Annotated in this window: 7 protein-coding genes; 1 reads left to right on the plus strand and 6 read right to left on the minus strand. The window is 57.8% G+C overall.

The genetic code is table 11. From position 1 onward, the window contains the following. Window positions 1–24: 24 nt before the first annotated feature. From OHL14_RS06840 to OHL14_RS06860, 5 genes are all read right to left on the minus strand, one after another. A complete protein-coding gene (locus OHL14_RS06840; RefSeq protein WP_263378585.1) occupies window positions 25–1,200 on the minus strand; it encodes an FAD-dependent oxidoreductase in 1,176 nt (391 codons plus the stop codon). Between the two features lie 435 nt (window positions 1,201–1,635). Continuing rightward, the gene (locus tag OHL14_RS06845; RefSeq protein WP_263378586.1) at window positions 1,636–3,630 is read right to left on the minus strand and encodes a S9 family peptidase; all 1,995 of its coding nucleotides are present in this window, start codon (window positions 3,628–3,630) and stop codon (window positions 1,636–1,638) included. An 89-nt stretch (window positions 3,631–3,719) separates the two neighbouring features. Next, on the minus strand, window positions 3,720–6,683 hold the full coding sequence (locus tag OHL14_RS06850) for a TonB-dependent receptor (protein WP_263378587.1): 2,964 nt from the start codon (window positions 6,681–6,683) through the stop codon (window positions 3,720–3,722). 148 nt (window positions 6,684–6,831) lie between these two features. Further along, window positions 6,832–9,492, minus strand: a complete 2,661-nt coding sequence (locus tag OHL14_RS06855) for a M14 family metallopeptidase (protein ID WP_263378588.1) — start codon at window positions 9,490–9,492, stop codon at window positions 6,832–6,834. A gap of 263 nt (window positions 9,493–9,755) precedes the next feature. Next, window positions 9,756–12,071 carry a GH92 family glycosyl hydrolase gene (locus OHL14_RS06860; protein ID WP_263378589.1) on the minus strand — a complete coding sequence of 772 codons (2,316 nt, stop codon included), beginning with the start codon at window positions 12,069–12,071 and terminating at the stop codon, window positions 9,756–9,758. Between the two features lie 309 nt (window positions 12,072–12,380). On the opposite strand from OHL14_RS06860, the gene OHL14_RS06865 reads away from it, so the two are divergent. Further along, on the plus strand, window positions 12,381–14,603 hold the full coding sequence (locus OHL14_RS06865; protein WP_263378590.1) for an alpha-galactosidase: 2,223 nt from the start codon (window positions 12,381–12,383) through the stop codon (window positions 14,601–14,603). A gap of 68 nt (window positions 14,604–14,671) precedes the next feature. Here OHL14_RS06865 and OHL14_RS06870 read toward each other — a convergent pair whose 3' ends face one another. Next, the gene (locus tag OHL14_RS06870) at window positions 14,672–17,077 is read right to left on the minus strand and encodes a glycoside hydrolase family 2 protein (RefSeq protein WP_263378591.1); all 2,406 of its coding nucleotides are present in this window, start codon (window positions 17,075–17,077) and stop codon (window positions 14,672–14,674) included. Window positions 17,078–17,081 lie beyond the last annotated feature (4 nt).

The raw sequence follows: 17,081 nt of genomic DNA on the forward strand, positions 1-17,081 counted from the left end.
GCAACGGTTCCTGCGTAGAAGTTCTCAAACTTCGTCCGCGGGTTGGGTGCCTTCGTTCTGACCAAAACTTCGAAACAAAGCAACCACACGATCCGCGGCATCCGGCGCGTAGAACATCTCGGTATTGGCCATCGTGTCCGCCGTCGTCTGGCCCATCCGGTCAAACATCTCCGCCTCATACTTCGCAATCGCATCAGCAGATGTACTTTCGGTGAGGAGCAACTTCGATAGCACCAGGGCGTCGAGCATGGCCATGTTCACACCCTCTCCTGCATAGGGCGGCATCACGTGCGCGGCATCGCCAATCAACGTGACATTTGGCTTCGGATCCCAGTGCTGATCGGATGGGCACGTGACCAGCGGACGCCACACCAGCGAGGTGGCCTCTCGGAAGAGCGGATCCCACACTTCGCTCCAACCTTCGAAGTTGACATGAAACCATGCGACCCGCTCGTCCGGGGTCGTGGCCTCTTCGAGGCTTTCCTTCGCTCTGCCGTCATGCGTCTTCAGACCTGCGTACATCAACACGCTGCCATCCGGTTTGGTGCCCATGCCGATCGTTCTTTCACCTCCCAGAGCCATCAAAGCCGCTCCGCCGAGAAGACTCCATAACGCCGGCATGGCGTGCTTCGCCGCGGGAACCAGCGCCTCGACTAGTGATACCCCGACATACTTCGGGCGAATTGGAGTGACCAGCTTGCGCAGGCGAGAGTTCGCGCCATCACTTCCAATCGCGATATCTGCCAATGCCGTTTTTCCGCCCGTGAATCGCAACAGAACCTGTTCGCCCTGCATATCTGCGGATTCCAGCTTGTGATCCCACTGCACCGTCTGGGGCTGGAGCGAGTCGAGCAGGAGATCGCGCAGGGGTCCGCGCTCAATCTCAGGTCGCCTCCCAGCACCGGATACGCGGCGAGCATGATCGTGAAGAACTCTTCCGCTGGCATCGGTAAGGCGAAGCCGGTCGAGATCCGGCCGGTGATTGGCCCAGAACGCATCCATGAGGCCAGCGGCTTCCAAGGCGGCCAGTCCGGACTCTTCATGCAGGTCTAATGCGCTGCCTTGTACGCGCGCGCTGCGGCTCTGATCACGCTCGTACACCACGACTTGCGCACCGCTCTGTTGCAGTAGCCGGGCCGCTGTCAGCCCACCCGGTCCCCCACCAACGATGGCAATCTTCTTTCCGTCAAGGGAACTCATAGATACTTGCTTCGACTTGTATTGCATGAACCGCTCCTCAAGGTGTTCGACCTGAGCGGTTCGACGGTTGCAGAACCACACGGACGAACAAGATGGACGCATAGCGTCTGTTGTTCGTCGAGGGGATCTTTTGCAGAAAGCAAAGGATCAGAGCTTCCGTCTCCGAAAGGACTTGGGCTTACCAAACCAAGTCTGCCTTTTCCGACACGAGCAGAATACCATTCGCAAAGGAACACGTCCCCATGAACGCGCTTCGGTGGACTTGCCTGTGGCCAGACCTGAGAGCCTTGTCGTTAGCTCGACTGCTCATTGAGCTGTCGAGCATAGGCTGCAACCCAGCGGTTCAGAAGGTCCTCCGCGTAAACATCGAAGGCCTACCGGATCGCAGAAACGCCGACCGGCAGGCCTTCAATGTATGGAGAGCACGCCCGCAACTTATTTGGCTGAAGTTGGCCCCGTGACAACCGTCGACTTGGGAAAGGCCACCTCGCCTGTGGAGGTAGAAGTCAGACCTATCTTCGGGTTGACGTAGTGCTCCAGAAAGGCAAGCTCTTTCTCCCACGAGTCGATCTTGTGTGGAGCGGTGCTGACCCAGTGGAGCTCATTTGGGTAGGTAAAGTAGTAGACGGTCTTGTGATGCTCTTGCATGGCCTTGACTAGCAGAGCAGCGTTGCCCGGTGGAACCTGCGGGTCATCTTCTCCGTGCATAACAAGGAGGGGCGTCTGAATCTTGTCGACCTGAGCGATGATATCGGCACGACGATAAACCTCCGGCTTCTCCGCAGCAGGACCACCCATCTTCATCTGCCAGCGAATCGCAGAGTTTGGATTCGTGCGCTCGTTGAAGAGGGCTCGATCGGCAACACCTGCAAACTCGATCGCAGCAGCGTAAAGCGTTGGATAGCGTACGAGCATGTAGAGCGTCATTGTAGCGCCATGGCTTATGCCACCGATGGCCATACGCTTGGGGTCGACAAGACCGCGAGCCACCACATACTTCGCTCCACCCGCAACGTCCTCGACCTCTCCACCACCCGGATCCTCAACATTCAAATTGCGGAAGACCTCTCCGTAGCCATTGCTGCCGCGATAGTTGGGCTCAAGCACCACATACCCTGCGCCCGCGAGATACTGCGCCCACGCATCCCCACGGAACGTATCCTGTCCCTCAGGGCCACCATGCACCCACTCCACAAGCGGGAGGGAGTTCTTCGGATGCTCACCCGCCGGAACATAGAGCATGCCGACGATCTCGCGCCCATCTTTACTCTTCCACGTAACGCGTTCAGGCGTAATCGCATGAGTGAACGCCTTCAGCGTAGTGTTGGTGATCTGCAAGACATCCCCTCTTCCATCCGCGTTCGCAAGGAAGAGGTCATTTGTCTCACGTGGATTCTGATGATGAAAGAAAAGGTGCTGACTATCCGGGGTCCACTCTGGAGCCGCCGTCACACCGGGCACGTCGAACTTTGCCACCTGGTGCGCCTCACCGCCAGTTGTCGGCACAACCCAGAGATTCGTGGATTCGAGAATACCTCCGCGGCTGGAGGTAAAGGCAATGCTCTTCCCATCAGGAGAGAATTGAGGGCTTTCGTCTACGAACGCTCCATCGGTGATCTGCTTTGGAGCACCGCCCGCGGTCGGTAGCAGATAGATATGGTCCCAGCCGGAGTTCTGCAGTACGGCTGCGAGATTGACCCCATCAGGGGACCACTCCACTCCCCGAATCGACCAACCGCCACCGCGATCGACAGGCGAGGTATAGAGAGTGCGCGGCGCCGACTTCGGTTGACCTGAAGCAGAGTCGAAGTCAAGAATGCGGATACTGCCGCTGAAGTGCTCCTCACTACGCTCGACATAGGCAATGGAGTTTCCATCTGGAGACCAGCGTGCATCGCCCGACTCAACCTTAGCCTCCGTGAGGAAACTCGTGACATTGCCATCCGCACTGACGACTAGAAGAGAGCTGCCGCCGCGACGTCCGCTCTCAAAGAGTATCCAGCGGCCATTGGGCGACCAGCGCGGACCGAGGTCTGTGGACGAGCGCGGATCGCCTGGTCCCGGAGGCGCATTCGTCAAACGCTTCGGTGAACCACCAGCGACGGAAACAACCCAGATACCTCCCTGACTCGCAAAGGCAAGGCGTTTGCCGTCGGGCGACCATGCGAGACCGGACTTCCCGCCCACAGTGCTCGTCAGCGGCTCAGGCCAGCCACCGATTGAAGGCATGAGCACGATCTGTCCTGAGCGCGCAAGCGCCAGTGTCTTCCCATCAGGGGACAGCACCGACTCTCCAATTGGCTCGGTGGAGACGAGATCCTGCAGCGTGAGGTGCTCGGATTCTTGCGCAGGCGGAGTCGTCTGCGCACCAAGTCCTGCAGTTGAGGCGGTCATCACCACCCCTAAAATGTATCGGCGAAAGAAGGTCATCTCTGTCCTCGGGTGAAATCAATGAAGCTGTGTCTTACAGAAGAGGCGGGCAAGACAATTCTCATGACTGCCCTGCCTCTACCGCATGATTAGAAGTGATACCGCAAGCTGATCTGCGCGGAGCGAGGCTGCTGCACGTTCTGCAAAGTGCCGAACGTCGCCGACGAGATATTGTTGCCGTTCACAAACTGCTGTCCGGCCCCGTTGTTCGTAATGTTATAGATGTTCAGATCAGCCTCGATGTTCTGCCGGTCCGTAATTCTGAACTCACGGCCAACCAGCGTATTCCACTGGATCAGCCACGGGCAGAAGATCTGACCTGTGCCTCGGTCCTTATAGGCAAACCGATAGGTCGTTGCCAGTGGGTTCGAAACCGTGCGCCCCGCAATCGTCAACGTCGACGGTCCATACTGCCCTGCATACGGTGTACCGAGCGCGGTCAAGGTTGTAATCACCGGGCCGCCGGGCGTGCCTGACTGCGCCGTGATCGTGCTGGAAAGGCGAATGCCCCACGGAGCCTTGTACGTTACGCCGGTGCGAGACTGGTTTCGTTGCCACATGCGATCGCGTGTGTCGCCGGTCCAGTCATTCGTCACATTGCCACGTACGGAGCCAAGGCCTGCGTTGTTCGCAAACTTCGTCGGCTCTACGATAGCCGTGGGATCATTCGGTTGGAACGTTCCACCGAGATGATCTGGCGAATATGTGTAGGTGCTGAAGAGTTGTAATTTCTTGGTCTGCTTACTCACTGTGACCTCGTACCCCTGATACACAAACCAGTTCCACTTATTGTTGGTGATGTAGTACGTGTTGTTCAGAGCAGAGTTTATAAGTCCACTCCACACCGTACCGCTCGCGGTGGTGGTGTAAATCTGGTTGGTATCGATCTCTGCCGGTCGATCACGATACTCGCGATCAATATAGCTCGCATCGATGACTACCTCGCCTGGCAGCTGCGTGCGATAGCCCACGAGCCACTCGCGCACATACCCCTGATGGCGATCGGGATCAAACGTCTTGCCGAGCAAGTTCGAGGTGCTCGCCGGCTTGACGATGGTGTTGAGAATCGTGCCATTCGGGTTGTAATACGTGTCCGTTGTGGCCACGGTACTCGTTGCCGCCGTGCCCAGATAGCTCGCATTCGTGATGTCAGTGAGCTTCGTCCAGCTGGCGCGAACGACATTCTTCTGGTTCTTGGTAAGAACGTAAGCACCTCCGACGCGAGGAGCGTAATTCCAGGAATGCTGCGTCGTGACCTTGAACTGCTCATCGCGTCCCGAGATCCAGTCCGGCCGAATTCCCGCAGTGATCGATAGACGCGCAATCGGCTTCCAACGATCCTGCACATACCAGGCGTAGTCGTTCGCACCGATGTAGCTGCTCAGGAAGCTCGATGTACCACCAACCGACTGCGTATGAAAGATTATGTACCCCTGTGTTGGATCATTGGGATTATTGAGGGCCGCGTCTTCCTGAACCACTCCGCCATTGTTCGCATAGTAGGTAGTGACTTTGCTTAGTTCATGTGGCTCCAGGTAAAAACCTCCACCAATCTCATGCGAGCCCCACGCGTTCGGGACGTAGTATGTAGCGTCGCCGGAGATCGTCGGCTTCTTCGCAGGATTCAAAGACACCGATGAAAGATTGTTGAGCGTCGCCAGCGATGAGCCTTGCCCGACAAGCGTACCCGCAGATGCGGTCGACGTCAGATAGATATCTTCTTCAGGCTTACTGCCTACGCCGCCAATCGCACCCAGGCTGCTGTTTACGCCTTTGTTGTTGTAGGACGCGAGGAATCGAGTCGTAAATCGCGGCGTCCATTGAGAGAGCAGGCGTACGCCGTACGCTCCTCCACCATACTGACTGTGGGCAATGCTGGTGGCATACCACTGATAGTTTGCATCCTGCTTGCGGCTATCGTATTGAACCAGCGCGGTCAGACGGTGCTTCGGCGAGAGTTGCACCGAGCTGTTCCCCAGGAACACGAAACCGCGCGAGTCATTTGCGAACGTCTGGAAGCCGGGAGAAAGATCCTTCAGATATGTATTCTGCGCGGAGGTCTGGCTAATGCCATCGTCACGGTGAATGTAGCGGCCGGAAGCGAAGAACCACCAATGCTGCTTGAGTATCGGTCCACTGAACGAGAAGTCGGGCTGCTGCGATGCAGAGGCTGCAGCATTGCCGCCAGGAACGTTATTACCATTCAAAGATGCCGGACCGGCGAGGTAAAGCAGCGAGCCGTGATACGTGTCCGCACCCACCGGACTCGCAAGATTGATCACCATACCCATCGCAGCAGGCGACGACGCGTCGTTCGCGCCGGTTTTGATCTGGATATCTCCAAGCGATTCGTTGGCTATGCTGATTGTGTTGGAAGGCCAGTTCTGCTCGAAGCTCCCGATGTCCATGCCATCGAGAAGCACCGCGTGATTCTCATTTTCTGAACCGCGAAGGAAGTAGGTCTGTCCGCCTTCTGCGTCGCTTGAGGCACTGATGATGCCCGGCGTAATCTGCAACGAATCCGACCAGTCGTGTCGTCCGGTCACGGGAATATTGCGGAGCAACTCTCCACTCAGGTTCACGGCTTGCTCTGCGCTCTGCGTGTCAATCAGCGGAGCATCACCGGCGACCTCAACGGACTGCTGCTCGGAACCCACCTTCAGTGGCACATCGACCGTCACGTTCAGTCCGGCCCGGACGATCAGACCCACACGGATAAATTTCTCAAAACCCGGAGTCTCCGCCTGTATCGAGTAGTCCACGCCTTGCGGTAGATCCGCCAGCCGATAGTTGCCTTCCTGATCGCTTACAGCCTTGAAGCTGCCGCCAACAGCAGGACTATGCGCCGTGATTGCCACACCTGCGATCGAAGCTCCGGTGGTGTCGGTCACGTGACCGTGAATCGTTCCGTCCGCAGTAGTCTGCGCGGCCAGTGGCATGGTGAATATCACAACGTAAAACAAAGCGATCGAAAAAGCGGCGAACAGACTTCGTCGCAGCGGTATGGAAGGAGGGCGGCGAAAGATAGAAGCGGTGTCTTGCGGGGTATTCATAGATCTCTCCAGAAGTTTTCGTCAGACCGGAAGTTTGAGAAAGCGCACGACTCCTGACCATCGGTGAAGCCGATGGTGGCGGGCTGTCGAGACGGGAAGCTAGATGAGGATTAGTTACAACAACGGAGGCGAAGCTGACGTGGCGTCACTAGTCACCTCCTTTGCGGCCGGCGGCTTGGGCTAGAGGAACGCTCTTGGAGCTCGAGTAGAGCAAAGCGTTGAAGAGGAACTTATAGTCGACCTCGGAGATAGCGCGGTACTGGGGGCGGAAGCCGAAAAGAATCAGATGCCCCTTGCCAACATTCTGCTGCGCGATGACGGACGTGCCCTTAAGGAGGTTGCCGCCTTGGACCCAACCGCTCAGCAAGGGCGTCTCCGTTGTGAACGAAGCGATCGACTGCGCATCTTGGCTCACATGAAACACAGGACCGTTTTCGTAGAAGATGGGAACGGTTGGTGTGGACCCGAAGGCAATGGGATTCGTCGGGTCGACAGACACCTGCAAGATCGATCCGGGGATGTAGAACTGCTTGCGGTCGATGCTGTCGAGCCCATTCTCAATCGCGCCGCCCTTCTTGGTATAAACCTCGGAGGCACGGTTGAACGTAATGATGGTGCCGCCGTCATGGGTAAAGCCGTCGAGCGCCGACACACCCTCAGGGCCGAGACCTCCAGTGAACTCAGGCGGCGTCTGCGGCTGTGGCGTGCCGCTCTCACTGCCTGATGCACGGCGAGCACGACCACCAGCAGCGGCGGGTGCATTGCCAGCCGCAGTTGGCGCAGGTGATTCACCCTCACCAAATCCGCGGCTACCCGAGGTGATCGCACGCCCGGAATTATCTGGCAGAACAATCACATCGAACCGCTGATCGAGGCCACCCTTGCGTATATCAGCATCCACGAGACGCGTGTACGGAATATGGTTCTGATCGAAGATAAAGCGCGTCCAGCCCTCGTCCATCGACGGCACCCAGCTTTGATAAAGACCGATGCGAGGCAGATGAACAACAAGCGCGTTGCCCGTAGGGACCGACGTTACAGGCTTGATGTCGAGAGCGTAATCTGCAGCCAGTTTATTGAGCTTCGCCTCAACACCCGGCTGCGACGGAATGTAGATAGTGCCGGGATCGGCGCCTGAAGTAAGACGATACGCCTTCACATTCTGACCAAGCAGAGTAAAGAGCGCATACACGCTGGCGTTTGTCCTATCTGCAATAAGGTAGCCCTTCGACGAGCGCCCCTCAACGCGCCCCGCCACCGGAGTCGCCGTCGTAACTGGCTCGCTGGCGGCATCGAACTTGTCCTTCACCTCAACAGCATCCACACCGAACAGTAACGGCAATGTCTGGGCCGTCACATCGTACGGTCGCTGCAACGGGCCGCCGGGATATTCAGCAATATTCGGATAGTGCTGAATCTCGAGCACGCTCTTGGCAAAAGCGGCAAAGGGCTGTCCAAGTTTCACGATGTAGCTTCCTGCAGCAAATTGCTTGCCGTTGGCACTAAACGGTGCGGTCGCTCGCTGCACCTCAACATCCGCAATACGCAACGTGTTGATCAGTCGCGCGGTCACGACAGGATCGGTCTGCTCTGCCGGGATGACCCAGGCATACGGCTGACCAAACGAGCGGTCCACGGCATGCTGACCAATCGCGTAGAAGTTCGTGAGATAACGCTCGCGGAAGATCGCCGCGTTGTACGCAATCGAGAAAAACGCGTCGTGCTGATAGTCGACAATGTCACCGAGACGCCACCAGCCGCCCTTCCATGGGTTTGGGAAATTCCAGGCAGCCACCTTCGCGTCATAGCCAATGCCACGACCCAGCTTCTCAAAAGGAAGATTCACTGGCGAAGCGATGTTGACGCTCGCCGATTCGGTCAGGATACGAAGTCCGTTATGGAGTGAGATGTAATCACGCAGCGGTGACCAGAAATCGTAGACACCATACGACAGCACGCCCGTCTTACCGGTCTGAGCGATCTCGAGCGCCGTATTCGATCCGAGTGAGTTGATCGATGAAATCAGCAGCGGATCGATGTTTGGGTCAAACGGATCAACGAACGGCGGCAGATAGATACGGGCCGCGTTCTCGCCCTGCTGATGCATGTCATACAAAATTTCCGGGTGCCAGCGATTCAGCACCTTCTCTGTCGTAAGCCGCGTCTCCACCTGCGTGAACGTTGCCCAATCACGGTTGTCGTCATGGCCCGTGTAGTGGTGCCAGATAACGACAGGCTGCGATCCTTCGTAGGGGGTGCCGAGATACTTCTTATACCAGTCAACAACCAGCTGTTGACCATCGGGATTCTGCGAAGGCACCAGCACGATGATGACGTTATGCAGAATCTCCTGGATACGCGGCGTATCCCCGGTAGCTAGTTCATACGCAAACTGCGCGACACTCTGCGAACTCGCAATCTCCGTCGAATGGATATTTGCCGTCACGGCAACAATGGTCTTCCCTTCTGCGATGAGCTTCTTGGCTTCTTCAGGAGAAGTAATTCGCGGGTCGGCCAGCCGACGCTGGATATCGAGATAGTGGTCCAGATGCGCGAGGTTCTCCGGAGCGGAGATTGTCACCGCGACGAAAGGACGACCCTCGGTCGTCTTACCTAACTCTTCATAGCGAATGCGGCTGCTCTCCGTTGAAAGCTTCTTATAATAAGCCGTAAGCTCATTCCAATCTGCAAGCTTACGATCTGCACCTAGCTTGAAACCGAAGGCCGCTTCGGGTGACGTGACTGCTTCCTGGGCACCTGCGGAAGCCAAACCTAGCGCGAACAAAAGAGCTGCGACGATTTTCTTCATACACTCCTCAAATGGGTAAGAGCTTTGCGTGTTCGATTTCTTGTTGCGCCGTTCCAAACGAAGGTCAGGAAAGCCGCTGCAGATGCTGCAATAGATGTGGCACAGCCTCAGGAAGCAATGCCAACAGATGCGACAAAACCAGCGAATGGACTCTTGAATGGGCTACAGCGAGAGAGGAAGGAAACAACAACAGCGCAGCGTCAGGGGATGACGGGCGGCCACGAGATGGCTAAGTTGCTTCATATAACGAAGATTATACAGGTTCATCTACTGCAGAGTTGAAAATCGGCATCGGATGCAGAAGGTGGTGGGACCGCTACTCCCCAGGTCTTCGAGGGTGCAGATCCCATCTGCAGTTCCAGTACGCCGCCGTTGACGATATCAGCATGGCGGAACCAAGCCTTATTCAGCGGCTTGCCGTTCAGCGTTGCGGCTTGCACGTAGCGATTGAGGCCATCGGCACCAGCCCCCTTTGCGAGGATGCGCAACATCTTTCCCTTGCCGACGGCCACACTTGCATCCGAAACGGAAGGCGTACCGATCAGATAGATGTCTTGCCCTGCTACGGGGTAAATCCCGAGAGTGTTGAAGATGAGCCAGCTGGACATCGCGCCGGAGTCATCGTTGCCGGGAATACCCGCTCGGGTGTCCGTGAAGTATTTCTCGAGCGTCAAGCGAAGCACATCGGCAGTCCGATCGGGGCGTCCAGCCCAAAGATAGAGCATAGGCAACATGAAGCCTGGCTCGTTCGAAACATCGTAGTGACCGTGAGTAAAAATGTAGTCGAGGCGTCGCGTGAACTCTTTGGATCCACCCGCAAGTTCAACGATGCGCTTCGTATCCTGAGGTGCGTATAACGAGTACGTCCACTCGTCGCCTTCGTAAAAAAAAGTCCACCATGAACCGCGGGCGATCGAGTTCGGTGCAGCCCAGGAGCCATCAGCGTGGCGCGGACGAATGAAGCCGCTGAAGCCGGGTACGCTTCGCTTTGCACGTTCGTTCACGTCGGCACCTTCGATAAGCTTCGGGTCCCAGAGGTTCTCGAAGTTGTGCGAACGCGCCAGGTACTTCGCTGCAGTAGCTTGCTCTCCCAGACCACACGCGACCTCTGCAATCGAAAAATCATCGTTTGCATATTCGACCGTTCGCGATCCGGCACGCTCATCCGACGTAGTCACGTAACCGAGCCGGTTGTAATCCGTAATGCCTCCTCGACCTTCCTTTTGAGCGTCCTTCGGCTCAGCCTCAGCATTGTGGATCATCGCTTTTAGCGCCAGTTTGTAATCGATGCCAGGCAAGTGTTTTACGAACGCATCGGCCACCATCACATCGGTGTTGCTTCCACCTTGCGTTCTTCCAGTGTCATTTCCGCTGCGTGCATCGGGCATGTAGCCTTCGTGCTGATAGATATCCAGTAAGGAGCGCACAAGGTCGCGCTCCCGCTCAGGCGCAATCAGCGTAAGCAGAGGAGCAGAGGTACGAAACGTGTCCCAGATGGCGTAGTAGTCGTCATAGTACGGCTCACTTGACTGCCACAGAGGGTTTTCTCCTGTACGGTCCACCGGCATCAGCATGGTGTGGTAGAGCGCGGTATAGATCTGCCGCATCTGCGAACGTGTCGCTCCACGCAAACGGATGGTTTGCAACTGCTTCTCCCATTGCGCCAGCACCTGCCGACGCGCGGCATCCAGATCGAAGCCTGGCATCTCTGAGGCCAGATTGGCCCGCGCTTGTTCGATGCTGATAAACGAGATGCCCACCTTCACATGGATCGCTTGGTTGGGTCGCGTGCTGAAATCGAGGATGGCTCCGAGTGGTGTCTCGGTTGTCACAATCGCGTCCTTGGCATCCGTAATCGAGCTGCCTGTCCACGTACGTGATGCTCGAACAGGTGCATCCGTCTGCAGATCGAAATAGACGCGGTACTCGCCGCCGCGATTCCAGCCTCCGCTGTAGCGTCCAACGCCTGAGATCTCACGCGGAGAGACGACGTGGATCTCGCCGCCATCAAAGTGCTGGTCCTCCCAACCTTTGCCGTTTCCGCGGCTCAGGCAGTGCTCGACATCCACTGTCAGGTGGGCATCTTGGGAGGCGGGGAAAGTGTATCGATGAATACCTGTGCGTCGCGTCGACGATACCTCTGCGCGAACGCCGTAGCGGGTAAGCATCGCCGTGTAATACCCTGGCGCAGCTTGCTCTGCATTTCTTGGTGATGCGAGGTTGCCCGGCGTCACCGGGCCCGTAACGGGTTGCACCAGAACATTCCCGTACTTGCCCTGGGCTCCACTCAGATGCGTATGGGAAAAGCCGAGGATGAGTCCATCGCTGCTGTAGCCAAAGCCAGAGGGTCGATGGTCGAAGGTCTCCATGTCTGGGCCCAGCTTGACCATGCCGAAGGGCACGGCTGAGCCGACAAAAGTGTTTCCGCCCCAATCGACTCCGATGTAGGGATCGACATAGGACGTAAGCGATGCTTCATGCTGCTGCGCGATAGCCGACCAGGGATGAACCGTCAGCAAATAGAGGATGCCTACAGAAAAAGAAACCGACAGCCGCCGCAAGTTATCCGAAAGGGTCATATACATCCTCAAACATATCCCACCGCCGAGAATGATATCGCAGCCTCCCCGCTCTTCGAATGAATCTCCTCCACCCGAGCCACCAGCTTTGCGGAACTGCCCGGGGCACAGATGACGCTGTCGCGATGGTGGCTAGAAAAGTCTGTGTAACGCCTCGGTTTCACGCCGAAGAATGTGATCGCTCGTTCGGTCCACGCCTGTCCGACCACCCTGCCCAAGATCAGGCTTTACAACTCTGTAGCCGCAGGCAGAGTATGTTGCGTGAAACCTAAGATGTTATCGTTTACATCCAAGAAGGAACCCCTCCCCATGCTCCATCGCCATCCCCTGCGCCATGCTGCTCTCCTTATCCCGATTGCCATCCTCGCGGCAGTCTCGTCAGCCCAGAAGGCCGACTCTATCCACTACGATGAGCACACCCGCATCTTCCGCATGGATGCCGCCGATGTGACCTACGCATTCGGCGTGAACAACGTCGAAGAGTTGGAGCCCGTCTACTGGGGCCGCGCCGTTGCAGCCAACGATCCGCTGCCCGCGCCGCACACCATGCCCGAAGCCTCCTCCAACGATTCAGCACCGACGGTCACTCCGAAGGAATACGCAGGCTGGGGCGGCGGCCTTTATCCTGAGCCCGCGCTCAAGGTCACTTTTCCCGATGGCAACCGCGACCTCGTGCTGCACTACGTCTCGCATAAGATCAACGGCGACGAGCTAATCATTACGGTGAAGGACATCGAGCGCGCCGTCTTCGTCGACCTCCACTACAGCATCGACCCTGCCACCGGCATCATCGGCCGCTGGGCCGTCATCGAAAACAAAACCAGCACGCCCATCATGATCGAAGCCGCAGCCGCGGCCACATGGAACCTGCCGCGCGACACCGACTACTCGCTGCGTTACCTCACCGGCCGCTGGGCTGGCGAGTGGCAGCTGCAGAAGCAGGCGATCCTTCCCGGCGAGACCGTGCTGCAGAGCAAGCGTGGCTCTACCAGCCACCAAAATAATCCTTGGTTTGCCATCGAGCGCGGCGAGCATCCCGATGAAGAGTCCGGCGATGTCTGGTTCGGCGCGCTCGCGTGGAGCGGCTCGTGGCGCATCTCCGTCGAGCAGGATCAGCTGCAGCAGATTCGTGTCACCGGCGGCTTCAACCCCTTCGACTTCGGCTACAAACTCGCACCCGGCAAGCAGCTTGAAACTCCGAAGTTTTTCGGTGGCTACTCGCACGAAGGCATCGGCGAAGCCTCACGCATCCTGCATCGCTTCGAGCTGACGAAAGTGCTGCCGCAGGGACCCATGCCGAAGCCACGGCCCGTCATCTACAACTCGTGGGAGGCCACCGAGTTCCACGTTGACGAGCCCGGCCAGTCAGCTCTCGCAGAAAAAGCTGCATCCATCGGCGTCGAGCGTTTCATCATGGACGATGGCTGGTTCGGTCAGCGCAAGGACGACCACGCCGGTCTCGGCGACTGGTACGTGAACAAAGAAAAGTTCCCCAACGGACTCAAGCCTCTCATCGACAAAGTCCACTCCCTCAACATGGACTTCGGCCTCTGGGTCGAGCCGGAGATGGTCAACCCAGATAGCGATCTCTATCGCAAGCACCCCGACTGGGTACTCAACTTCCCCGGCCGTCCTCGCACCGAGGGACGTAACCAGCTTGTGCTCAACCTCGCACGCAAGGATGTCCGCGACTACGTCTACAACTTCCTCGACGATCTCCTGAGCCACAACCAGATCGCCTTCCTCAAGTGGGATTACAACCGCAACTGGTCTGAACCCGGCTGGCCCGCAGTCGCACCCGACGATCAGAAAGAGGTCTACGTCGAATACACCCGAAACCTCTACGGCATCCTCGCGGAGCTGCGCGCCAAACATCCCGGCGTCGAAATCGAATCCTGCGCCAGCGGCGGCGGTCGCGTCGACCTCGGCATCCTTCGATACACGGACGAGGTCTGGCCCTCCGACAATACTGATGCCTTCGATCGCCTTCGCATCCAGGACGGCTTCACCTACGCCTACACCCCCGAGGTCATGATGGCCTGGGTCACCGACTCCCCGGGCTGGACCAACAACCGCACCACCTCCGTCGCGTATCGCTTCCTCTCGTCCATGCAAGGCTCGCTCGGCGTGGGCGCCAACCTAAATAAGTGGGGCCCTGAAGACTTCGCCACAGCCAAGCAGTTGATCGAAGCCTACAAGGGCATCCGCGAAACGGTGCAGCATGGCTCGCTCTATCGCCTCGTCTCTCCGCGCGATGGCAGCGAAACCTCCGTCACCGAATCCGTCTCGTCGGATAAAAAGCAGGCCGCGCTCTTCACCTTCCTCCACTCCAGCACGATGAACTACCCCTACCCGCGCGTCTTCCTGCGAGGCCTCGATCCAAAGACAACCTACGCAGTAACCTCTATCTACGGCAGGCTCAGCAAAGACACACCAACCTCCGCGAGCGGTAGCTACTGGATGTCGCACGGCGTCGACGTCGAACTGAAGGGAGACTTCCAGACAGCCGCCTTCCGTTTCGACGCCAAGTAAACGCAGCACCCAAGCAGAAGACCCAGCCACATCGGCTGGGTCTTCTGCTTTGCATCCACTCTCTGCGACTACACCATCTCAGCTGGCGCAGCCACCACCTTGAACGACACCGTCTGCGTCCCAAGCCTCGGATGCTTCGCGGTCAGCGTCACCGTTCCCGGCATCTCCTTCGCTCGAATCCACACCGCACCCGTGCCTCCGATCAGCGCGAACGGATTGTCGCCGATCAGCGTTGCAGGTCCTTCCAGCTTGAACATGATGGGATCATTCGCATACGTCCGCATCGCTCCGAACTCATCGGTCACGCGCAGCACCACGCGCGTCGTGTCGGCTCCATCGGCATTCAGCGTCGCGTCATCCGGTAGCAGCGCGAACTTCTGATCGATGCCCTTGCCCGACATCGTCTTCGAGATCGCCACCTTGCCATCGATGATCCCGTCGATCCGCAGATCGCCCCACTTGAACTCGAACTGCTTCAGATCGAGCTTGTCCTTATCGACCATGAACGGCGCATACTTCAGATGCTCGAACTGTTTGCGGTCCGGCTCAAGCTCTCCCACCAGCTTCCACGGATTGCTCTCCAGGCTATGCTCGCGCAGATAGAGTTTCAACTGCTGACAGTTTGAGCAGATCAGCATCTCTCGAAAGCTTGTCGACTCATCACTGTTTGCCCAGTGGAACGCGGGCTCCAACACGACCTCCTCTGCAGGATCGCATTGTGACTTATAGAAGCCGCCCGCCGCTTTATGCTCGCGGAAGATGTCCGTCACACCGTGATAGCAGATGCGATCACCCGCACCGAAGTTGCTGTGCGTGTTGTAGTCAAACGCGCACCAGCCGATGCCACCCGCATACTGCGGATCGGAGGCCAGCTGATTATGAATGCGCGCATGGCGCAACGTGTGTTCGCGCTGACGCTCATCATCGTCCGTCGTCTTCGTCGGGAACGTATGACCCACAAACTCCGTGTTTAGATAACGCGGATGGTTTGGCTTGCGCAGCGGAAAGCCAAAGTCATTCATCGTCATCACATCTTCCAGCAACTCGGTGTCGTACAGATACCGAATGCCGCCTGTCTGCCTTGTGCTATCGAGCGCATGGGCCAGCGCATTCGTCCGCACGTAGAAGCTGTGATCGTCCTGAGACTCGTTGATACGCACACCCCATAGGATGATCGACGGATGGTTCCAGTCGCGCCGCACCATGCGACCCACGTTGTCGATCGCAATCTGCTTCCATGGCTCTGGACCAATGTGTTGCCAGCCCGGAATCTCCTCGAGCACCAGCAGGCCAATCTCATCGCAGCGATCCAGAAAATGACGTGACTGCGGATAGTGCGACGTGCGCACAATGTTGCAGTGCAGCCCGTTGCGCAAAATGTCCGCGTCCTTGCGCTGCACGCGCGCCGGCATCGCCTGACCCACAAACGGGAACGTCTGATGGCGGTCCAAACCGCGCAGCTTCACGATCTTGCCATTCAACTCAAAGCCGTGATCGGTGAAGGTCGCCTCGCGGAAACCGATGCGGCGGTGGTCTTCATCGAGCGCCTTCCCTGCGGTCAGCAGTCGCACATGCACCGTGTAGAGCTGCGGCTCCTGCAGCTCCCACAGCTTGATGCCACTCAACCCATCGAGCGTCACCGTATGCTTCGCAGGGTCCTGCATCGTCTGCGTGCTCGCATACACCGGCGCGGACGTCATCGGGTCCATGCTCGCGTTCGGATCAGGAGCATCGGTCAGCTTGCCTGTGCTTGTCGCCTTCGCTATCACCCGCTCGCCATCGCGTAGTTCGACTTCGATCGTCAGGTCATCGCTGGCCTTGCCTGCGAGGAACACGTCGACATCGACCGTCGGCTTGCCGCTCAGCACATTCTTCGGCTGCGCAAAGATGTTGTCGATGTACGTCGGTGAAACCACCCGCAGCGACACCTCGCGATAGATGCCACCGAACGTCAGATAGTCGATCTCGTACCCGAACGGCGGGATGTCCGGTCGCTCCGTCGAATCCAGCTGCACCACCAGCACATTCTCCGCATCATGACGCAGATGGTCTGTCAGGTCAAAGGAGAACGGCGTAAAGCCACCTTTGTACTCACCCAGCGAAACACCGTTGATCCACACCGTCGAAGCCGTCATCGCTCCTTCGAAGTCCACAAACACGCGCTTGCCCTTCGCTGCAGCCGGTGTGCGGAACCGTCGGCGATACGTGGAGATGAACGCGTACTCCTTCTCGTCCATACTGTGCCACGGCAGCATCACGTTCGTATGCGGAATCACCACGGTCTCAAAGCCGGCATCGTTGAACGTCGCCAGGTGTGCGCCGTCAACCTTGCTCGGCTTGTAGCGCCAGTTGCGATTCAGCGGCAGCGTCGTGCGGCCCGCACCCTCGTTACCAACCGCCCACGCGGACGCTCCACGTAGCGCCGATGCTGCCATAACGGTCCCACTCAGTTTGATGAACTCACGTCTTTGCATTCTT

The sequence above is a fragment of the Granulicella paludicola genome (genome assembly GCF_025685545.1).
In the GTDB taxonomy this organism is placed as follows: domain Bacteria; phylum Acidobacteriota; class Terriglobia; order Terriglobales; family Acidobacteriaceae; genus Granulicella; species Granulicella paludicola.

What these genes read in the sequence shown, in the direction of transcription:
- OHL14_RS06840 (WP_263378585.1), bottom strand. Translation starts at nt 1,200, where the DNA reads ATGAGTTCCCTTGACGGAAAGAAGATTGCCATCGTTGGTGGGGGACCG.
- OHL14_RS06845 (WP_263378586.1), bottom strand. Translation starts at nt 3,630, where the DNA reads ATGACCTTCTTTCGCCGATACATTTTAGGGGTGGTGATGACCGCCTCA.
- OHL14_RS06850 (WP_263378587.1), bottom strand. Translation starts at nt 6,683, where the DNA reads ATGAATACCCCGCAAGACACCGCTTCTATCTTTCGCCGCCCTCCTTCC.
- OHL14_RS06855 (WP_263378588.1), bottom strand. Translation starts at nt 9,492, where the DNA reads ATGAAGAAAATCGTCGCAGCTCTTTTGTTCGCGCTAGGTTTGGCTTCC.
- OHL14_RS06860 (WP_263378589.1), bottom strand. Translation starts at nt 12,071, where the DNA reads ATGACCCTTTCGGATAACTTGCGGCGGCTGTCGGTTTCTTTTTCTGTA.
- OHL14_RS06865 (WP_263378590.1), top strand. Translation starts at nt 12,381, where the DNA reads ATGCTCCATCGCCATCCCCTGCGCCATGCTGCTCTCCTTATCCCGATT.
- OHL14_RS06870 (WP_263378591.1), bottom strand. Translation starts at nt 17,077, where the DNA reads ATGCAAAGACGTGAGTTCATCAAACTGAGTGGGACCGTTATGGCAGCA.